The organism is Nocardioides sp. WG-D5 (assembly GCF_054031175.1).
Map to the genome: position 1 here is coordinate 3,728,790 of NZ_CM132928.1, position 18,513 is coordinate 3,747,302.

An 18,513-nucleotide genomic window follows, 5' to 3' on the forward strand; every position below is an offset into this window, starting at 1 on the left:
AAGCGACCTGTCCGGGCCATCCAGCGAAAACAGCACAGCACGACGCACGAAGCCCGAACGGGCGCAACAGGAGACTCCACCATCAGCACCGACCAGCAGTACGGCACAGCGATCGATGACAACAGGGGGAACGAAATGACAGACACGGCAGCAGAGGCACAGGCATCGTCGAAGGCGGGCGCCGGGCTGAAGATCGAGCGGATCTTCAGCACCGAGGGCGTCCACCCCTACGACGAGATCACCTGGGAGCGACGCGACGTCGTCCAGAAGAACTGGAAGACGGGTGAGACCGTCTTCGAGCAGACCGGAGTCGAGTTCCCCGACTTCTGGTCGATCAACGCCTCGACGATCGTGACGACCAAGTACTTCCGCGGTGCCCTCGGCACCGACAAGCGTGAGCAGAGCCTGAAGCAGCTGATCGACCGGGTCGTGAACACCTACGTCGCCTCCGGCAAGGAGAACGGCTACTTCGCCTCCGAGGCCGACGCCGACCTCTTCGGTCGCGAGCTCACCTGGCTGCTGGTCAACCAGCACTTCGCCTTCAACTCGCCGGTCTGGTTCAACGTCGGCACCGAGTCCCCCCAGCAGGTCTCGGCCTGTTTCATCCTCTCGGTCGACGACTCCATGGACTCGATCCTGAACTGGTACAAGGAGGAGGGCCTGATCTTCAAGGGCGGCTCCGGTGCCGGTCTCAACCTCTCCCGCATCCGCTCCTCCAAGGAGCTGCTGAAGTCCTCCGGCGGCACCGCCTCCGGCCCGGTCTCCTTCATGCGCGGTGCCGACGCCTCCGCGGGCACCATCAAGTCCGGTGGCGCCACCCGCCGCGCGGCGAAGATGGTCGTCCTCGACGTCGACCACCCCGACATCGAGGAGTTCGTCGAGACCAAGGCGCGCGAGGAGGACAAGATCCGCGCGCTGCGCGACGCCGGCTTCGACATGGACCTGGGTGGCAAGGACATCTCTTCCGTGCAGTACCAGAACGCCAACAACTCCGTGCGCGTCTCCGACGAGTTCATGCGTGCGGTCGAGGAGGGCAAGAAGTTCGGCCTCCGGGCGCGTACGACCGGTGAGGTCATCGAGGAGATCGACGCCCGCGAGCTGTTCCGCAAGATCTCGATCGCCGCGTGGGAGTGCGCCGACCCGGGTCTGCAGTACGACGACACCATCAACGACTGGCACACCAACCCGGAGACGGGCCGGATCACCGGCTCCAACCCGTGCTCGGAGTACATGTCGCTGGACAACTCCTCCTGCAACCTGGCGTCGCTGAACCTGCTGAAGTTCCTCAAGGACGACGACACCTTCGACGCGGTCCGCTTCCAGCAGGCCTGCGAGATCGTCTTCACCGCGATGGACATCTCCATCTGCTTCGCCGACTTCCCGACCGAGGCGATCGGCGAGACCACCCGCGACTACCGCCAGCTCGGCATCGGGTACGCCAACCTCGGCGCCCTGCTGATGGCGATGGGTCTGGGCTACGACTCCGAGGGTGGCCGCACCATGGCCGCCGCCATCACCTCGCTGATGACCGGTGCCGGCTACAAGCGCTCGGCCGAGCTGGCCGGCGTCGTCGGCCCGTACGCCGGCTACGCCCGCAACGCCGAGGCCCACCAGCGGGTCATGCGCAAGCACCAGGCCGCCAACGACGCGGTCCGCTCGATCAACCCGGTCGACCGCAACATCATCGACGCGGCGACCCGGGTGTGGTCCGACGTCGTCGAGATCGGCAAGGTCAACGGCTTCCGCAACGCCCAGGCCTCGCTGCTCGCGCCGACCGGCACCATCGGCTTCATGATGGACTGCGACACCACCGGCATCGAGCCCGACTTCTCGCTGGTCAAGTTCAAGAAGCTCGTCGGTGGCGGTTCGATGCAGATCGTCAACCAGGTGATCCCGCGGGCCCTCACCAAGCTGGGCTACCAGGCCGAGCAGATCGAGGCGATCGTCGCCTACATCGCCGAGCACGGCCACGTCGTCGACGCCCCCGGCCTGCGCCAGGAGCACTACGAGGTCTTCGACACCGCGATGGGCAAGCGCGCGCTGCAGCCGATGGGCCACGTACGCATGATGGCGGCGACCCAGCCGTTCCTCTCCGGTGCGATCTCCAAGACCGTCAACCTGCCCGAGACCGCGACCGTCGAGGACATCGAGCAGGTCTACATGGAGTCGTGGAAGCTGGGCCTGAAGGCCACCGCGATCTACCGCGACAACTGCAAGGTCGGCCAGCCGCTGGCCGACGGCAAGTCGGAGAACGCCAAGAAGGACCAGGGTCTCTCCACGGCTGCTGCTGCGGAGGCTCCGGCCGCCGAGGTCGAGCCCGAGGTCGTCGAGAAGATCATCGAGAAGATCGTCTACGCGCCGACCCGCAAGCGCCTGCCGAAGTCCCGCGTCTCGCGCACCACCTCCTTCACGGTCGGCGGTGCCGAGGGCTACATGACCTCCGGTGCGCACGCCGACGGCGAGCTCGGTGAGGTCTTCCTCAAGCTCGGCAAGCAGGGCTCGACCCTGGCCGGTGTCATGGACGCCTTCTCCATCGCGGTGTCTGTCGGCCTCCAGTACGGCGTGCCCCTGGAGACCTACGTCTCCAAGTTCACCAACCTGAAGTTCGAGCCCGCCGGTCTGACCGACGACCCGGACGTACGCATGGCGCAGTCGCTCATGGACTACGTCTTCCGCCGGCTGGCGCTGGACTACATGTCCTTCGAGGACCGTGCCGCGCTCGGCATCTACTCCGCCGACGAGCGTCAGCGCTACCTCGAGACCGGTTCCTACGAGCAGCTCGGCAACGGCACCACCGCCGCCGAGCTCGTCGAGAGGCCGGCTCCGGAGCGCAAGGTCGCGGCGAAGACCGAGGTCGTCGAGGCCGACGTCAAGGAGGAGGCTCCCGCCGAGGCAGCTGTCGCGGAAGAGGCCCCCAAGACGGCTCACACCACCGCCGAGCTGCTCGAGTCGATCAGCGGCATGGCCATCGACAGCCCGCTCTGCTTCACCTGCGGCACCAAGATGCGCCCCGCCGGCTCCTGCTACGTCTGCGAGGGCTGCGGCTCGACCTCTGGTTGCAGCTGAGTCCTGACTGACTGAGTTCGGTCCCGCACCTTCGGGTGCGGGACCGGACTCATTTTGGTTGGTCCTGGGTTGCTCGGGAAGGCGCTGCTCGCGGGCCGATTGCTGTCCACAGGCAGGTGTCGGGACGGGGTTGTCCACAGGCTCGCGAATGACGGTGGCGGGACGGTGAGATCCCGGGGTCTGCTGGGGGCATGCCCAAACCAAGGAAGCACCAAAGATCACCTCGACCACCGAACAGGTTCGGGGACCCACGGCGGCGGTCGTTCGCCGAGAAGGTCGTCGGCAGTCCCTACTGGCCGGCCATGTTCGCGGTGAACGATGCCGAGTCCCGTGGAGACGTCGAGGCGGCGTTGGAGATCGTCCGCAAGACCGCTCGTCAGCTCGACGACGAGCAGTTCTGGCATCCCTCGCGGCTCGAGCGGCTGGAGCAGATCCGGCTGCTCGGGTCGCTCCTACCGCGATGGGCGCACTCGCGGTGGATCGTCGCGCAGGCGATGCAGGGGACCCACCCGCGCAACCAGTTGCGGATGGCGAAGGCGATCAAGATCGCGCTGGACGTCCACGGAGGGCCCGATCCTCACCGTGACCGGGAGGACGACCGGATCCGGATCATGGATCGCGACTGGGTCTATCGCCAGTCGTTCCTCTACGAGCTCGGCGGGCTCGAGGCGTTTCTGCGCCACAACGCCTCCGGCGCTCTGATCGCCGGCGCGGACCGGATCTGGGAGTGGGCGCGGGCGCCGATGCGCGGCGTACGACTTCTGGAGCGGGAGCCCAGACACCTGCTGTGGGAGGATCCCGAGACCGGGGAGCAGGTGCGCACGATCAACATCGGCGCCGGCATGCTCGTCGAGGACGGCGAGTGCGCGATCGGCCGGATCGTGCCGCTGGAGAGCGGGGCGATGTTCGAGACTGCGCCGTTGCGGGTGCCGGACGAGGTGGCGTACGCAGTCGCGGACGAGCCCGACAGATGGACCGAGGCGCTGCGGGACGCCTGTGCCGAGGACCCGGACGAGATCTGGATCCGGCGGGGACTGCGGGACTACGGACTGCTCACCGACATTCCGCACACCCTGGTCAACCTCGCGATGGATGCTGGCCTGCACGCGTTCCACAACCCTGATGACGAAGAGCTCGCCGAGCTGTTCACCCATCCCGCCGACTACCCGGCCTGCCTTGCCGCCTGGCTGGTCCGTCCCCAGACGATCACTGCGCTGCGCGCCGGGTTGCCGCCTGAGGGTCGCGCGGCGCTCGTCGGTTTCGCCGAGTTCGTCCACGAACCGGCGGCGAGCCTCATCCACGACCTGGTCGACCACCACGAGGAGGCCGCCTGACACTCCGTGACGCCTCTCGCTCAAACGTGTCGTTTGGCTTAGTTTGATCCCAGTCGAGACGTGGGGGTCGGAATGGCAGCACCGCAGGCGGCATCGGACACCGAGCCTCAGCTGAGTCGGCGCAGGATCAACCTCATCTTCGGGACCGTGCTGCTCGGCATGCTGCTCGCGGCGCTCGACCAGACGATCGTGTCGACCGCGCTGCCGACGATCGTGGCCGACGTCGGAGGTGCAGGCCACCTGTCGTGGGTGGTGTCGTCCTACCTCCTGGCCGAGACCGTGGCGACCGTGCTCGCCGGCAAGTTCGGCGATCTCTTCGGCCGCAAGCTGATGCTGCAGGTCTCTGCGGGTCTCTTCATTCTCGCCTCGGCCGCCTGCGGCTTCGCGACCGACATGGTCTGGCTGATCGCGGCACGCGCCGTGCAGGGCATCGGAGCCGGCGGCCTGATGGTGACCGCCACGGCACTGATCGGCGACGTCATCCCGCTGCGCGACCGCGGGAAGTACCAAGGTGCGCTCGGCTCGGTCTTCGGCGCCACCACCGTCCTCGGTCCTCTCCTCGGCGGCCTCTTCACCGACCACCTCTCCTGGCGCTGGGCCTTCTACATCAACCTCCCGCTCGGCATCGCCGTGATCGCGATCGCCAGCCTGACGCTGCCGCAGATCGCCCGCGGCAAGCGGCCGTCGATCGACTACCTCGGCATCCTCTTCGTCGGCCTCGGCGCATCGATGCTCACGCTGGCGGTGAGCTGGGGTGGGACGGAGTACGACTGGGGATCGGCGACCATCATCGGCCTGTTCATCGGCTCCGCGGTCGCGTTCGCGATCTTCGTCTGGGTCGAGTCGCGGGCGGTATCGCCGATCCTGCCGTTGCGGCTGTTCCAGGACCGGGTGTTCACGGTCAGCGTCGTGCTCTCGTTCATCGTCGGCTTCGCGATGCTCGGCGCGATGACCTACCTGCCGACCTACATGCAGTACGTCCACGGCGTCTCCGCCACATCGTCGGGGATCCGCACGCTGCCGATGGTGATCGGACTGCTGGTGACCTCGACGCTGGCGGGCTCGATCGTGGGAAGGACCGGGCGCTACAAGATCTTCCCGGTCGCCGGTGCGCTGATCATGGCGCTCGGGCTCTATCTGCTCTCGACCATGGACGCCGACACCAGCACCCTGATGATGTCGCTGTTCCTGCTGATCATGGGGATGGGCGTCGGCCTGAGCATGCAGATCCTGACGATCATCGTGCAGAACACCGCGGCCTACGAGGACCTCGGCGTCGCCACCTCCGGCGTCACCTTCTTCCGGACGATGGGCAGCTCGTTCGGTGCCTCGATCATGGGCACGGTCTACGCCAACGAGCTGGCCGACCGGCTGCCGGCGGCGCTTGCCGCGGCCGGTGTCTCCGCCGACGATGTCGCGACACCCGCGCTCCTGCACACGCTGGCCGATGCCCAGAGCGAGCCGATCATCGGTGCCTACGCCGAGACGCTGCAGGTCGTCTTCCTCGCCGCGGTCCCGGTCGCCGGGCTGGCGTTCCTGCTCGCCCTCTTCCTCAAGGAGGTGCCCCTGAGAGGCACCTCGAGGGCGGCCGCGACCGATCCGGGCGACGGGTTCGCGATGCCCAACTCCTCCGACAGCGCCATCCGGCTCGACGCCGCCGTCGCCCAGCTGGTGCGCCGCCAGCCGCCCGAGACGTTCACCCGACTCCGGGAGTCGGCGGTCGATCTCGACGCGGCGACCGCCTGGTGCGTACGCCAGATCGGGATCCGCGAATGGGTCGGCGGAGAGCGGTCGCTGGTCGCGATCGGCCACCGTCTCGGGATGCCGGGCGAGGTGCTCGCCCCTGCCTTCGCCTCCGCCGCCGCGGAGGGTTACCTCCACGGGGACGAGGCCGGCTACGCGCTGACGGAGGCCGGCAAGGAGGAGCTCGGCAAGCTGGTCGCGGCGTTCAAGGAGTGGCTGGCCACCGAGCTCGCGGACTGGGGTGCCGACGACGCCAAGCTCGACGAGGCGCTCGCGGTCCTCTCCCGCAAGATCGTCGAGGGCGAGAGCGACCTGAGCCCGGCCGGCGCCACCTTGTAGGGCTTTTTACTTTCGTCCGTGTTTGAAATCCGCGAGAGCGGGTAGGACGAGGGCATGACCGACGATGACATCCACGTCAATCCAGACGATCTCAGGTCCATCAAGAACACGCTCGACACCGCCGGCGGCGACCTCTTCAAGCAGGCCGAGCCGCTGCAGAAGACCCCAGATGTCGGAGAGTCGTCCTCCGAGGTCGCGACCGCGCTGGCGTCGTTGGCGGCGGCCGTCGGTGGGATGTCCGAGGGTCTGGGATCGCTCGGCGACAGCGTCCAGAACGCGCTCGACCACGCGACCACGACCGATGACGCCAGCGGCGATGCGGGTCGTCGCCACGAGCAGAGGGTGAGGGGCAGCTGATGCCGGAGGCGATGGACACGAAGGTCTACGGCGACGCCGCCGCCGCGCAGACCGCGGCCGACGCCTGCACGACCGCCAAGGACGCGGTCGGGGACGCCCTCGACGATCTCGGCAAGGCGATCAAGACCGCCGGCTCCTGGAAGGGTCAGGCCGGCGCCGCCTTCGAGCCGAAGGCGGAGAAGCGCAAGAGCGACCTGCGTCAGCTCGAGTCGCGGATCGAGGCCATGGGCAAGGGACTCACGACGTTCTCGGGCGACCTCAAGGCCGTCGAGACCAAGATGTCCACGATCCGCGACGAGGCCAGCGGCGCGGGGCTCACGGTCAGCGGCACGATGATCTCGCCGCCCACCGACCCGGGCGACGATGCGTCCGAGAGCGACGTCAACGCCCACAACACCAAGGTCGAGAAGTGGAACGACCTGGTCAGCCGGGTCGAGACCGCTCGCAAGGACGAGGACAACGCCCACGAGGACCTCGGCAAGGCGATCTCGAAGTCGACCGGCGACGGCTGGATCGAGGACCGCCTCGAGGACCTGGGCCTGCTGCCGAAGGACTTCTCCGACGGCATGCAGATCGGTGCGTACGCCCTGGGGCTGGCCGGTCTCGGAGCCGGCGCCGGCGTCGACTGGATGGTGAAGAGCCGCTACGGGACGTTCCAGCCGCGGGTGAACGGCCGGTTCGCCAGCCCGGCGAGCCTGACCAAGCTCGAGCGTGCCGCCAAGGTGCTCAGCGACAAGAACTGGCAGGCGAAGGCCAACAAGGCAGCCGTACGCGGCAAGTGGCTGACCGCGGGCAAGTGGGCGACCCGCGCCGGCTGGGTGGTCACGGCCGGCAGCTCGGCGTGGGAGCAGTGGCAGAAGGACGCCGACGACCCGTCGCTGTCGACGACGGAGCGGGTGAGCCGCACCGTGAGCACGTCCGCGATCACGACCGCCGGTGCCGCGGGCGGAGCGTGGGCCGGGGCGCAGGCCGGCGCCGCGATCGGCAGCATCTTCCCCGGCCCGGGCACGGTCATCGGTGGCGTCGTCGGCGGTGTGATCGGTGGCGCGATCGGCTCCGGGCTGGCCGGCAAGGCAGCCGACTTCGTGGTCGACGAGGCCGGTGAGCTCGGTGAGGCCGTGGTCGACGGGGTCAGCGACTTCGCGGAGGGCGCCGGCGAGGTAGCCTCCGATGTCGGCGACGCCATCACCTTCTGGGACTAGGACCACCATGATCTGGGCCGTACTCATCCTGGCCGTCGGCGTCATCGGCGCCGGCGTCAGCATCTGGCAGCATCTCGGGCTCTCGGCCCGTGCCCGCTCCTGGGCGAACGCGTGGAACCGGGGCGGCGTGGGCGAGGACGTCGTGCTCATCCACCTGCCCTGCATCTCCGCGCTGGCGATCACCGGCTCGACGGCCTTCGGGCTGGTGCCGGAGCAGACCGCCGCCTGGACGATCATCGGCGGGCTCTTCCTGCTGACCTGCGTCGTCTACCCGCTGCTGGTCATCCTGCCGACCCCGTCGTTCATCAAGCCGAAGTGGTATCGCGAGTCGCGCCCGAAGAAGCGCACCGCGGGAAAGAAGTGACCGTGGCTGAGACTCGGACGACCCTGACGCTCCCGGACGGCTGGGAGAGCGTCGACCCGCCCGAGGGCGTACGCTTCCTGGCGCTCGCGCCGGCCCACGGCACGTTCCGCGCCAACATCACCGTGACCGCCCAGACCAACGGCGACCTGGGGTTCCGCGACTGGCAGGTCGGGTCCGAGATGGCGTTCGCCCAGATGATGCCCGGCTACACGCCGATCGACCTCGAGCGGCTCACGATCGCCGGACAGGAGGCGGGGCGGCGGCTGGCGATGTACGACGGACCGGGCGGCTCCGCGCTGACCATGGAGCAGTGGTTCGTGGCGATCGACGGCGTCGGCCACACCCTGACCGCGACCCTGCCGACCGGCGACTATGCGACCTGGGCGGCCCGGATCGACGCCACCGCCGCGACCTGGAGCCCGGCATGAGCGCCGAGACGACGACCGTGGCGACGGAGGTCGTCTGGATCCTCGCCGGCCCGGGTGGACGGCTGGAGCACCGCGCCGTGGTCGACCCCACCGGAATCCACCTCCGGCTCGCCCTCGACGCCACGCGGACGCAGCACCTCGGCGTCCCGCGCGGTCACCTCGTCCCGAGCCTGGTCCGCACCCTGAAGATCCGCCCGGTCAAGGGCGCCACCGGCTCGGTCCGCCCGTTCCCGACGGCCCGGATGGCCGTGCTGCTGGGTGAGGACCAACGCTCCCGCGACGAGGCCCTGAACGAGCTCAGTGCCCGCACCGCCTGGTCCATCACGGTCGGCGAGTGGCAGCTCGCCGGCATCAACGGACCCGACGGTCTCCATCTGGCGCTCGAGGACACGCTCACCCCGATCACCAACACCGCCTTCTACCGGCTGCTGTGCGAGCAGCTCGGCGACTACTGATCCCGGCGGAGGGTGAGGTGGCGAGGTCGGCGCCGAGGATGCGGAAGGCGTCGACGAGGAGGCCGGCGACGAGCGCTGCATCAGCCTGGGGGACGGTGCGCCAGTAGTGCGGCACCCCCGGCGCCGGTGCGATCGGGTCGGTCTCGTCGGGGGTCAGCCAGCCGGCCGCGCGGAGCGCCTCGTGCTGCTCGGCCGAGGCCTCCCAGGTGCCACCGATGTGCTGCGTACCTGCGAACTCGGCGGAGAGCATCTCGTCCACACACAGCACCTGTCCCCAGCGCGACGGCGCGACCGACCGTGATGCCTTCGACCGGAGCCGGGCCAGGAAGCCGGTCGGCTCCGGCGCCGGAGGCTCGGGCTCGCTGATGATCACGAACTCCTGCTGCCCGAGGCCGGCGAGCTCGGCGGTGATCCGTTGCTGCCACTGTGTCGCGTCCACCCGCCCATCCAACCAGGGTCGGCGGGCAGCGTTACCGGCGCGTTCACACGCACGGGGTTGTCACGCGATCGCGGCACTGCTTGCATCAGTGCGCCCCCTTTCCCCCACTCACAAGGGACCCCCACATGACTCTCGGGAAACGACTCACGCGCAGGCTGGCCCTCGCGCTCCCGCTCGCCGCACTTCTCTCCGTCGTTCCGGCGGCAGCCTGGGCGGCTCCGCCACCGGCGCTGCCGGCCTCCGCGCCCGAGGCCGACCGCACCTGGCAGCCGGCGCTCGACTTCGACACCGACGGCTGTTACAGCACCCCGGCGATCGGGCCGGACGGCACGCTCAACGGCGGCCTCGCGATGGGCGGCACGGTCAACGGCCAGTGCCGCGACCTCTCGGACCTGCAGAACACCAACGTCTACTCCCGCTCGAAGTGCAACAACGGCTGGTGTGCGTACCTCTACGGCTACTACTTCGAGAAGGACCAGGTCTCCTGGGGGCCCGGGTCGGCCGGCCACCGGCACGACTGGGAGCACATCATCGTGTGGGTGCAGGACGGCCACGCGCGCTACATGTCCGTCTCCCAGCACTCCGGCTACGAGATCAAGCCCGAGGCGGAGCTCCAGTTCGAGGGCGGTACGCACCCCAAAGCCGTCTATCACAAGGACGGCGGCAGCACCCACTGCTTCCGCTTCCCGAAGACCGGGGGCGGGGACGAGCCGCCCGAGAACCACGAGGGCGTCTGGCAGGTCAAGGGCCTGGTCGGCTGGGACAACTACCCGGCCGGCATCCGCGACCGGCTGGTCGCGGCCGACTTCGGCGCCGCCACCTTCAAGCTGACCGACGCCCGCTTCGGCGCCGCGCTGGCAGGTGGGAAGCCGGCCGGGGTGGGGCTCGACCCGTACGCCTGACCCCGGCCGGTCTCGACTTCTCGCAGGTCAGGTGGCCTGCGAGAAGTCGAACAGGGCGATCGGGGCCGAGGTCGGTTCGGCGGAGCCTCCCTCGGGCTCGACGGTGATCCCGGCCGCGCTCGCATCCGCGGCGTCGCCCTCGAGGACGAAGGTCTGGTCGCTGCCGGCAGGCATCAGCCCTGCCGGGACCATGACTTCGTCGTGCTGGAGCCACAGCTCGTAGACCTTGCCGGTCGGAGCGTCCGGCATGCCGGAGGTGACCAGCACCGCCCTGTTCTCCGAGACCGAGCGGACCACCCGGGCACGCGCCTTGCCGGGCAGGTCGACGGCCACGGTCGTCGCGTCCTTCGCGCCCAGCACCCGCTCCGCGGTCGTCATGGTCTGGCTGGAGTCGTCACGGATCAGCTCGACCGCGGCGACCGTCCCGGTGCCGACGACGGCGAGCACCGCGGCCGCGGCGGCGAACGTACGCCAGCCGAACCGGCGACCACCGGACGAAGTCTCCGCCGGGACGGCAGCGTCCTCGTGGATCGCCGGGGTCTCGGGTGGAAGCGGCCGGATCTCCTTGATCCCGGCCAGCAGCCGGTCGCGCAGCTCGGGCGGCGGCGCGGTGTCGGTCAGGCTGCCGAGCGTCCAGGCGCTGTCGCGCAGGCTGGCCACCTCGTCGCGGCAGTCCGCGCAGACGGCGAGATGCTCCTCGAACCGAGCGCGTTCGACGTCGTCGAGAGCGTCGACGGCGTAGGCGCCGGAGAGGGCGTGAATGTCGTGCGCGGTCATCGGCTCACTCCCATCGCGTCGCGCAAGCGGATCAGCCCGTCCCGGATACGGGTCTTTGCAGTGCCTATCGGCAGGTCGAGCATGGTGGCGACCTCAGTGTGGGTGTAACCGCCGAAGTACGCCAGTTGTAGCGCCTCACGCTGCACTGCCGTCAGTGTCTCGAGTGCGGAGCGGACGCGGCGGGCCTCCAGCGAAGCCTCCACGGCCTCCGCCGTCGTGTCGTGAGGTGGGGTCTGGGTGGTGCCGTGATAGGCCGTGTCGTTGCGGCCGGCCGACTCCGCGGACCGGACCCGGTCGACGGCGCGACGGTGGGCCAGCGTCAGCAGCCAGGACTGGGCGCTGCCCAGGCTCTCGTCGTAGCGGCTGGCCGTACGCCACACCTGCAGGAACGTCTCCTGGGTGACCTCCTCGGCCTGAGCCGGGTCACGCACCACCCGCAGCACCAGGCCGTGCACGCGGGCGGAGGTCGCGTCGTAGAGAGCGGCGAAGGCGGCCTCGTCGCCTCGGGCGATGCTGCGGAGCAGGCCGGCCAGGCCCGGGGACGACCCGGTTCCCTCCGGCGACGGGTCGCCGGAGGGAACTGAGCTGAGCGATCTCATGTGTCGATCCTTGCGGATATCCGGTCCGATGTCCCGATCAGGGCATCAGCACGGTGTCGACGACGTACACCGTGGCGTTGGCGGTCGGGATGTTGCCGCACAGCACCTTGGCGTTCTCCTTGCCGACGGTGAACTCCTCGTCCGAGCCCTCGACGGTGATCATGTCGCCGGCCAGGGTCTCGTGCTCACCGGCGACCTCGTCCGGGCCGAGCTGTCCGGCCACCACGTGGTGGGTGAGGACCTTGGTCAGCATGGCCTTGTCGGCCAGCACCGCGTCGAGGTCGGCCTTCGGGATCTTCTTGAAGGCGTCGTCGGTCGGGGCGAAGACCGTCAGCGCGTCGGCGCTGTTGAGGGTGTCGACGAGCTCGGCCTGGCCGACGGCGGAGACCAGCGTCTTGAGCAGCGGGTTCGCGCTCGCAGCCGAGGCGACCGGTGCGGTCGACATGCCGTTGAACGAGCCGGCACCGTCGGCGGGGATCAGCTTGCAGCCTTCGCCGAAGGTCTGGGCGCCGGCCTCCTCGGTCTCCTCGGGAGCGGCCTCGGTGGTCTCGGAGGTCTTCGAGCCGCCGTTGTCCGTGGACTCGGTGTCCTCGGAGCCGCATGCGGAGAGGCCGAGACCCATCAGGAGGGCCAGGGTGGCAGCCGCGCCGCCGGTGCGGGTGAGCGTGTTGGTCTTCATGGATTGGCCTTTCGAGGGATGGTTCGTCTTGCTGTCATGAGGGCTTCGGCACGGTGGCCGGATCGGATTTCGTCTTTTTTCAGGCGACCGTGACGACGATCTGCTGGATGCCGCTCGACCCGTCGGGGAACGGGGTGGCTCGCTCGTCGCTCTGCACGGCGCCGTCGCGGTCGGTGACCCGTACGGCCAGCTGATGGCTCCCCGGCTCGGCATCCCACGGCAGGAACCACTGGCGCCAGTAGTCGATCCCGGCATCCGGGCCGAGCTCCGCCGGCTGCCAGCGGCCGCCGTCGATGCGTACCTCGACCTTGGCCACGCCGTGGTGCTGGGCCCAGGCGACGCCCCCGATGACGGTGCGGCCGGCGGAGATGTTGCTCAGCGGCCGGGGCGTGTCGATCCGGCTGGAGAGCTTGATCGGGGCATCGACGGCCCAGTCGCGGTCGGTCCAGTAGGCGGTCGCCTCGTCGTAGCGGGTCAGGGTGAGCTTGGTGACCCACTTGGTGGCGCCGACGTACCCGTAGAGGCCGGGCACCACCAGCCTGGCCGGGAAGCCGTGGACGCGGGGGAGGACCTCGCCGTTCATGCCGAGGGCGACCATCGCGTCGCGGCCGTCCATGGCCGCCTGGAGCGGGGTGCTGATCGTGAAGCCCTCGACGTCGGTCGAGAGGATCTGGTCGGCGTTCCTGCCGACGCCGGCCTCCTCGAGCAGCTCCTTGAGAGGTACGCCGGTCCAGCGCGCCGCGCCGACGAGCTTGCCGCCGACCTCGTTGGAGACGCAGGTCAGGGTGATGTCGTGCTCGACGTTCTCGCGCTGACGTAGGTCGTCGTAGCTGAAGGTCAGCTCGCGCTCGACGTCGCCGTCGATGGTCAGCGACCAGCTGTTCTGGTCGACGATCGGGACGGCCAGCTTCGTGTCGACCCGGTAGAAGTCGCGGTTGCGGGTGATGAACCGGGAGATGCCCTGGTGGGTCTCCTCCAGCCCTGCCGGGAGGGCTGGCAACGGGTCGCGGACCCGCGGCAGCATCAGGTCGGCGAGCGCCGTGCGGCTGCGTACGATCAGCTGCCCGCCGGTCGCGGCCGCGGCCGAGAGCAGGGCCAGGGCCCCGAACCCGATCAGGACGCTGCGGCGGGTGGCCGCGCCGTCGTTCGGGGCCTCTCGCCGGTGGCTCGGCGCGGGCTCGGCGGTCAGGGCGCGGGTCAGGGCGCGGGTCAGCAGGATCAGCACGGCGGGCCCGAGGACGAGCGCCACCAGGGTGGGCACGAGGTTGGTGATCTGGAAGAGCGGCTGGCGGACCACGGCGGCTCCGGCGAGCACGACCAGGCCGGCGATGAGCCCGACGCCGAGTCTCAGCCGCCGTCGGGCGATGACGCCGATCACGGCGGCGAACGCGATCGTGACCAGCAGCACGCTGCCGATCAGGATCGGCTTGTCCGCGCTGCCGAGCTCGCGCACCGCCCACTCCTTGACCGGGGTGGGCGTCGCGTCGATGACGGCGGTACTGACCGCGAGCGCTGGGGACGAGGCCGGCGTCAGCAGCGCGGCCGTGAGGTGCGCGACGGACATTCCGACGGCACCGGCGAGCACACCGGCGGCGGCATGGGCGAGGGTATGGCGATCCAGGTGTCTCATAGCGGGGATTCGCGCCCGCGCCCGGATCGGATTTCAGCGAGCGGTCGACTCAGTCGGAGTCGCGCATCTTGGCGAGCCTGGCGCGCAGGGCAGGCACCCGGTGCGCATTGGCGCGCAGCTCGACGTAGGCGTCGCCATAGACCCAGAGCAGGGCGTCGTCGAGCCGCCGCACGGCACCCGGCGGATAGCGGTAGTCCATCCGCGCCATCAGGGTGTCCTCGTCGACCGAGCGCAACGCGTCGCCGAGCTCGGTCAGCGAGGTGATACCCAGCTCGAGGATGACGCCGGAGATCCACCCGTAGTGGTCGGTGCGTGACCAGCCGGCGTCGGCGTACTGCCCGGCGAGGAAGGCCGCCAGCTCTCGGGGGCTGATGCGCGGGTCGTCGTCGACGGCCTCGGTGGTGGCGCCGGTGACGCCCTGCCGCAGCCGGTCCCTGATCGTGGAGAACTCACGGTCCGCGAGCTCGAGCAGGCCCGCGGCGAGCGTGAAGCGGCGGTCGAAGTCGGGCACGTGCTCGCTGGGGATCGTGCCCTTGTAGCGGATGTCGTGCTCGAACTCGGCCCAGGCGTGCTGCAGCACGGTGCGGATCTGGATCTGCGCCTGGCGGCCGCGCAACAGCTCGTACGCCGCCTGCCCCTCGCGTGCGGGGTCGAGGCCGACCAGCAGGTGACGGCTGGCGTACCCGAACCGGCCCTCGCTCGCGGTCTCCTCGCCCATGTCGCGGTCGTCGAGGACCACCACCTGGTCGTCGAGGAGCTCTGCGACCGCCTGGACGTCGCTGTGGACGTAGGTGATCACCCGCAGCCCGATCTGGTCGGTGATCTCGCGGAGCGGGTCGGCGTAGACCGGCCGTCCGTCGACGGTGCGAGCCGCCTTGGCCGCGAACGACGCGACCGACTTCGCGCGCGAGGTCACGGTCAGGTAGTTGATACCCGCCTCGTCGAGGATCGAGGTCACCAGCTGTACGTACTGGTCGGCCGCCTCCTGCAGCGTCGGCTGGATCGCGGCGTACTCACGGACAGCGGTCCCGGGGTCGTGGATCTTCGCGCCGGCTTGACCGCGCGGTGTGGGGCGGAGGTCGTCGGGCAGCGTCGGCGTGACGATGTAGCCGGTGGCGAAGTCTCCGTAGGTCGTGGTGCGGTCCGGGGCGCGGGTCGCGAACAGGCCGATGTAGGCGCACAGCACCGCGTCGACCTGGTCCTCGACCGCGCGCAGCTCGCTCTTGCGTACGGCGTTCTCGGCGGCGGTGCGAAGGGCGAGCCAGGCCGGGTCGTCGAGCAGCAGCGGCGGCTCGGAGCTCTGGAGACCCTCGAGCAGGCCGAGCAGCACGAGCAGCTCGGCGCGGAGCTGGTCGATCTCACGGCCCGACTTGTGCTTGTACTTCAGGGTCCGGCCGAGGCGGAAGAGGGCGACCGTCGCGGGGTGCGGGTAGACCTCGATCGCCCGGCGCCGACGACCCGACCGAGGGTTCATGTCGAGCCCGAGCCGGGCCGCGATCCGGGCGCCTCGCGGCTGTTCGCCGAACTCCGGCTTGCTGGTGTTGGTGGGGTGCGCGCCCGCATCGAAGCGGGCGAAGTCCTTGTTGAGCGCCGCCTCCGCCGGCCGGTTGCCGGTGGCGTTGGTGACGATCAGGGGAGCATCGATCGCGACCAGGCAGTCGCTGTCGACGTACGGCTCCAGGGCGGCGACGATCTCGTCGTCGGTCTTGGCGGCCGAGACGTGGACGAGACGGCCCTCCTCGTCCAGGACGGCCAGGCCGGTCGGCCTGCGCACGCCCCAGGCGAGGTCGACTCCGATGAAGTGCATGAGGCCAGACTGCCCGTCCGCGCGGCGCGTGCCTAACCTCCGCGGTCGTCAGCGGGTCGCCTGCACGATCGTGATCGGGCCGAACCGGTGCTCGATGTGGTCGATCTCGCGGGCGTCGGTGAACCCGGCGTCGGTCAGGATGGTGACGATCCCGTTGTCGAGGTTGCGCTCGGTGTAGGCGTTCATGCCGCGGTGACGGTGACCCTCGTGTCCCTTCCCGTGTCCGTGACCGCCGTGGCCGTGGTCGGGGGCGCCGAAGTCGACGATGGTTACCCGACCGCCGGGCTTGAGCACCCGGTACGCCTCGCGCCCGAACCCCTCGCGCCCGGCGTCGTCGACGTGGTGCAGCGCGAGCGAGGAGACGATGTGGTCGACGCTGCCGTCCGCGGGCAGCAACCGGTCGGCATACCCCTGCACCAGCGAGAGACGTACGCCTCGCCGACCCGCCTTGCGGGCCGCCAGCCGCAGCGCGCTCGCGTCGGGGTCGTGCCCGGTGACGACGGCTCCGGGTACGGCGCGGAGCACCGCGAAGGAGAGGTTGGCCGTGCCGCAGCCGACGTCGAGGACGGTCTGGCCGGGCTGGATGCCGGCGAGCTCGACCGTGCGTTCGTGGAGCGGGCGCACGCGGGCGAACCGGGTGAAGAGGTCGTAGAGGGGGAGGAGCCAGGTGCGGCCCATGCCGGGGAGGAACTCGCGGTCCCGATCGCTCTCGGCGCGGCCGTCGATGATCTGTATCGTGGTCATGGTTCCACGATGGGACATTCTGCGGATCTGCGGTGGGAGGGAAGTAGGCGGCGATGGGACGTTCTTCGGATTCGGCCGCGACACTGTCGCGCTCGGTGCGTACGGTCCGGGCCGACGGCACCCCGATCTACCGTTGGGAGCAGAGCCCCGGGATGCCGGCGGTCAGGGTCGTACCTCTCGATCCCGACTGCGACACCGAGCACCTGCCTCCCGACAACCGGCACGCCCACGACTTCTGGGTGCTGGCCTACGTCGAGCGTGGCGGAGGCGCCGTCGGCCTCGACGGCCGGCAGGTGGCGCTGCGCGACGGCGAGGTCCACGCGGTCGCTCCCGGCGAGGTCGTGGCCGCCGAATCGCTCGCCGAGCTCACCCACGCCCGGGCCTGGTCGGTCGCCTTCACCCCCGACGCCATCCCCGCCCTCGCCTCCATCTCCCCGCTCACCTGGGCCCACCACCCCCTGCTCGCCCTCTTCGCCGCCGAAGGTCGTCATGCGGTGGTGCCCGAGAAGGAGCGCCCACGCTGGCAGGCCTGGCTCGCCGAGCTCGCCGACGAGCTACGCCACCCCGACCGCCTCGGCGCCCACGACGCCGTCACCGCGACCCTCACCAATCTTTTGGTCGCCTCGGCCCGTTTGGCCCCGACCGCCCCCATCGCCCCTGACCCGCTGGTCAGTCGCGTCTTCGACGAGATCGAAAGGACGTACGCCACCAAGGTCTCCGCCGGCGACCTCGCCCGTTCCCTCGGCTACACCCCCGGCCACCTCACCACGGTCATCCGCCAACGCACCGGCCGCACCCTCCTCGACTGGCTCACCGAGCGCCGCCTCACCGAAGCCCGCCGCCTCCTCCGCGAAACCGACCTCCCCCTGTCGGTGATCTCCACCCGCACCGGCCTCACCGACCCCGGCTACCTCGTACGCCGCTTCAAGGCCCGCTACGGCACTACCCCTGACCGCTGGCGTCGGGAGGCGTGAAGTCCCGGCGGACGAGCTTGTCGAGCCCCCGGGGACGGAGTCGAACGGCAATCCCCGTGCGCCCCGCGCCGAAGATCATTACCCTCCCCTCCCGTGACCACGCTCGACGCGACCCGGACCGCGCTGATCCTGGTGGATCTCATGCCCCGGATCATCGACCTCCCCCTCGCCCCGCGCCCCGGCGCCGAGGCGCTGGCGACCGGCTGCCTGCTGGCCGGACGCTTCCGCGCGTCCGGTGCGCTCGTCGTGGCCGTACGTGTGGAGCGGCCGGGCCTCGACGAGCAGCCGCCCGGTAGTGAGCTGGACGAACGGGTCGCCGCGCTCGCGGACGAGGTGGTCGTCAAGCACACGATCGGCGGCTTCCACCACACCGGCTTGCACGAGCTGCTCCAAGGGTACGGAATCTCCACCCTCGTACTCGCCGGCATCGCCACCAACCTGGGCGTCGAGTCCACCGCCCGCGGCGCCTCCGACCTGGGCTACGAGCTGATCTTCGCGGAGGACGCTATGGCGGCCTTGACCGCGCCCGAGCACGAGGCGGCGGTGACGCTGAACTTCCCGCGCTTCGGCGAGGTTGTGGTCAGCGCCGACCTCACGCTCAAACCAGCGGACTGACCGAAACCGGTCGCGGACAAGAACGCGCCATCTGCGCCCCGAAGAGCGTCGGTGATGAC

The 18,513-nt window shown here is 69.9% G+C and carries 18 protein-coding genes; 11 read left to right on the forward strand and 7 right to left on the reverse strand.

The features are described 5' to 3' along the window. The first annotated feature begins 135 nt into the window (after nucleotides 1-135). The 8 genes from ACWZJV_RS18150 to ACWZJV_RS18185 all read left to right on the forward strand — a co-directional run bounded on the left by ACWZJV_RS18150 (nucleotide 136) and on the right by ACWZJV_RS18185 (nucleotide 9,288). Nucleotides 136-3,066: a vitamin B12-dependent ribonucleotide reductase gene (locus tag ACWZJV_RS18150; RefSeq protein WP_457177629.1), complete on the forward strand. Its 2,931-nt coding sequence runs from the start codon at nucleotides 136-138 to the stop codon at nucleotides 3,064-3,066. Between the two features lie 302 nt (nucleotides 3,067-3,368). Continuing rightward, a complete protein-coding gene (locus tag ACWZJV_RS18155; RefSeq protein ID WP_457177631.1) occupies nucleotides 3,369-4,400 on the forward strand; it encodes a hypothetical protein in 1,032 nt (343 codons plus the stop codon). A 72-nt stretch (nucleotides 4,401-4,472) separates the two neighbouring features. Further along, nucleotides 4,473-6,482: an MDR family MFS transporter gene (locus tag ACWZJV_RS18160; protein ID WP_457177633.1), complete on the forward strand. Its 2,010-nt coding sequence runs from the start codon at nucleotides 4,473-4,475 to the stop codon at nucleotides 6,480-6,482. Nucleotides 6,483-6,536: 54 nt separating this feature from the next. Next, a complete protein-coding gene (locus tag ACWZJV_RS18165; protein ID WP_008362526.1) occupies nucleotides 6,537-6,839 on the forward strand; it encodes a hypothetical protein in 303 nt (100 codons plus the stop codon). Next, nucleotides 6,839-8,041, forward strand: coding sequence for a hypothetical protein (locus tag ACWZJV_RS18170; RefSeq protein WP_457177635.1), 1,203 nt, complete (start codon nucleotides 6,839-6,841; stop codon nucleotides 8,039-8,041). The genes ACWZJV_RS18165 and ACWZJV_RS18170 overlap by 1 nt, the downstream gene beginning before the upstream one ends. 7 nt (nucleotides 8,042-8,048) lie before the next feature. Beyond that, a complete protein-coding gene (locus tag ACWZJV_RS18175) occupies nucleotides 8,049-8,405 on the forward strand; it encodes a hypothetical protein (RefSeq protein ID WP_457177637.1) in 357 nt (118 codons plus the stop codon). 2 nt (nucleotides 8,406-8,407) lie between these two features. Continuing rightward, nucleotides 8,408-8,833 carry a hypothetical protein gene (locus ACWZJV_RS18180; RefSeq protein ID WP_457177639.1) on the forward strand — a complete coding sequence of 142 codons (426 nt, stop codon included), beginning with the start codon at nucleotides 8,408-8,410 and terminating at the stop codon, nucleotides 8,831-8,833. Then, a complete protein-coding gene (locus ACWZJV_RS18185; RefSeq protein ID WP_457177641.1) occupies nucleotides 8,830-9,288 on the forward strand; it encodes a hypothetical protein in 459 nt (152 codons plus the stop codon). The genes ACWZJV_RS18180 and ACWZJV_RS18185 overlap by 4 nt, the downstream gene beginning before the upstream one ends. Here the strand turns inward: ACWZJV_RS18185 and ACWZJV_RS18190 are convergent. Beyond that, complete coding sequence (locus tag ACWZJV_RS18190; RefSeq protein ID WP_457177643.1) at nucleotides 9,236-9,727, reverse strand: TY-Chap domain-containing protein; 492 nt, start codon at nucleotides 9,725-9,727, stop codon at nucleotides 9,236-9,238. The genes ACWZJV_RS18185 and ACWZJV_RS18190 overlap by 53 nt on opposite strands. Before the next feature lie 125 nt (nucleotides 9,728-9,852). On the opposite strand from ACWZJV_RS18190, the gene ACWZJV_RS18195 reads away from it, so the two are divergent. Continuing rightward, nucleotides 9,853-10,629: an NPP1 family protein gene (locus ACWZJV_RS18195; RefSeq protein ID WP_008362514.1), complete on the forward strand. Its 777-nt coding sequence runs from the start codon at nucleotides 9,853-9,855 to the stop codon at nucleotides 10,627-10,629. 27 nt (nucleotides 10,630-10,656) lie between these two features. On the opposite strand, the gene ACWZJV_RS18200 is transcribed toward ACWZJV_RS18195, so the two are convergent. The 6 genes from ACWZJV_RS18200 to ACWZJV_RS18225 all read right to left on the reverse strand — a co-directional run bounded on the left by ACWZJV_RS18200 (nucleotide 10,657) and on the right by ACWZJV_RS18225 (nucleotide 16,865). Next, a complete protein-coding gene (locus ACWZJV_RS18200; RefSeq protein ID WP_457177645.1) occupies nucleotides 10,657-11,406 on the reverse strand; it encodes an anti-sigma factor in 750 nt (249 codons plus the stop codon). Beyond that, the gene (sigK, locus tag ACWZJV_RS18205; protein ID WP_196875580.1) at nucleotides 11,403-12,005 is read right to left on the reverse strand and encodes an ECF RNA polymerase sigma factor SigK; all 603 of its coding nucleotides are present in this window, start codon (nucleotides 12,003-12,005) and stop codon (nucleotides 11,403-11,405) included. The genes ACWZJV_RS18200 and sigK overlap by 4 nt, the downstream gene beginning before the upstream one ends. Nucleotides 12,006-12,042: 37 nt before the next feature. Then, the gene (locus ACWZJV_RS18210; RefSeq protein ID WP_008362509.1) at nucleotides 12,043-12,684 is read right to left on the reverse strand and encodes a fasciclin domain-containing protein; all 642 of its coding nucleotides are present in this window, start codon (nucleotides 12,682-12,684) and stop codon (nucleotides 12,043-12,045) included. Nucleotides 12,685-12,763: 79 nt separating this feature from the next. Then, nucleotides 12,764-14,314, reverse strand: a complete 1,551-nt coding sequence (locus ACWZJV_RS18215; protein ID WP_457177648.1) for a molybdopterin-dependent oxidoreductase — start codon at nucleotides 14,312-14,314, stop codon at nucleotides 12,764-12,766. A 49-nt stretch (nucleotides 14,315-14,363) separates the two neighbouring features. After that, complete coding sequence (locus tag ACWZJV_RS18220; protein WP_457177650.1) at nucleotides 14,364-16,121, reverse strand: DUF429 domain-containing protein; 1,758 nt, start codon at nucleotides 16,119-16,121, stop codon at nucleotides 14,364-14,366. 48 nt (nucleotides 16,122-16,169) lie between these two features. Continuing rightward, entirely contained in the window at nucleotides 16,170-16,865 is a 696-nt protein-coding gene (locus tag ACWZJV_RS18225) for a class I SAM-dependent methyltransferase (RefSeq protein WP_457177652.1), read from the reverse strand. 53 nt (nucleotides 16,866-16,918) lie between these two features. Between ACWZJV_RS18225 and ACWZJV_RS18230 the strand changes: the two genes are divergently transcribed. Further along, nucleotides 16,919-17,839 (forward strand): AraC family transcriptional regulator, encoded by a 921-nt coding sequence (locus ACWZJV_RS18230; RefSeq protein WP_457177654.1) that lies wholly within the window; start codon nucleotides 16,919-16,921, stop codon nucleotides 17,837-17,839. A gap of 93 nt (nucleotides 17,840-17,932) precedes the next feature. Continuing rightward, on the forward strand, nucleotides 17,933-18,454 hold the full coding sequence (locus ACWZJV_RS18235) for an isochorismatase family protein (protein WP_457177656.1): 522 nt from the start codon (nucleotides 17,933-17,935) through the stop codon (nucleotides 18,452-18,454). The last annotated feature ends 59 nt before the right edge of the window (nucleotides 18,455-18,513 follow it).

Bases quoted from the DNA above. Each gene is read 5' to 3' on its own strand.
- ACWZJV_RS18210 (WP_008362509.1), bottom strand. From the start codon at position 12,684: ATGAAGACCAACACGCTCACCCGCACCGGCGGCGCGGCTGCCACCCTG.
- ACWZJV_RS18220 (WP_457177650.1), bottom strand. From the start codon at position 16,121: ATGCACTTCATCGGAGTCGACCTCGCCTGGGGCGTGCGCAGGCCGACC.
- ACWZJV_RS18150 (WP_457177629.1), top strand. From the start codon at position 136: ATGACAGACACGGCAGCAGAGGCACAGGCATCGTCGAAGGCGGGCGCC.
- ACWZJV_RS18160 (WP_457177633.1), top strand. From the start codon at position 4,473: ATGGCAGCACCGCAGGCGGCATCGGACACCGAGCCTCAGCTGAGTCGG.
- ACWZJV_RS18200 (WP_457177645.1), bottom strand. From the start codon at position 11,406: ATGACCGCGCACGACATTCACGCCCTCTCCGGCGCCTACGCCGTCGAC.
- ACWZJV_RS18230 (WP_457177654.1), top strand. From the start codon at position 16,919: ATGGGACGTTCTTCGGATTCGGCCGCGACACTGTCGCGCTCGGTGCGT.
- ACWZJV_RS18195 (WP_008362514.1), top strand. From the start codon at position 9,853: ATGACTCTCGGGAAACGACTCACGCGCAGGCTGGCCCTCGCGCTCCCG.
- ACWZJV_RS18175 (WP_457177637.1), top strand. From the start codon at position 8,049: ATGATCTGGGCCGTACTCATCCTGGCCGTCGGCGTCATCGGCGCCGGC.
- ACWZJV_RS18155 (WP_457177631.1), top strand. From the start codon at position 3,369: ATGTTCGCGGTGAACGATGCCGAGTCCCGTGGAGACGTCGAGGCGGCG.
- ACWZJV_RS18185 (WP_457177641.1), top strand. From the start codon at position 8,830: ATGAGCGCCGAGACGACGACCGTGGCGACGGAGGTCGTCTGGATCCTC.
- ACWZJV_RS18215 (WP_457177648.1), bottom strand. From the start codon at position 14,314: ATGAGACACCTGGATCGCCATACCCTCGCCCATGCCGCCGCCGGTGTG.
- ACWZJV_RS18165 (WP_008362526.1), top strand. From the start codon at position 6,537: ATGACCGACGATGACATCCACGTCAATCCAGACGATCTCAGGTCCATC.
- ACWZJV_RS18225 (WP_457177652.1), bottom strand. From the start codon at position 16,865: ATGACCACGATACAGATCATCGACGGCCGCGCCGAGAGCGATCGGGAC.
- ACWZJV_RS18170 (WP_457177635.1), top strand. From the start codon at position 6,839: ATGCCGGAGGCGATGGACACGAAGGTCTACGGCGACGCCGCCGCCGCG.
- sigK (WP_196875580.1), bottom strand. From the start codon at position 12,005: ATGAGATCGCTCAGCTCAGTTCCCTCCGGCGACCCGTCGCCGGAGGGA.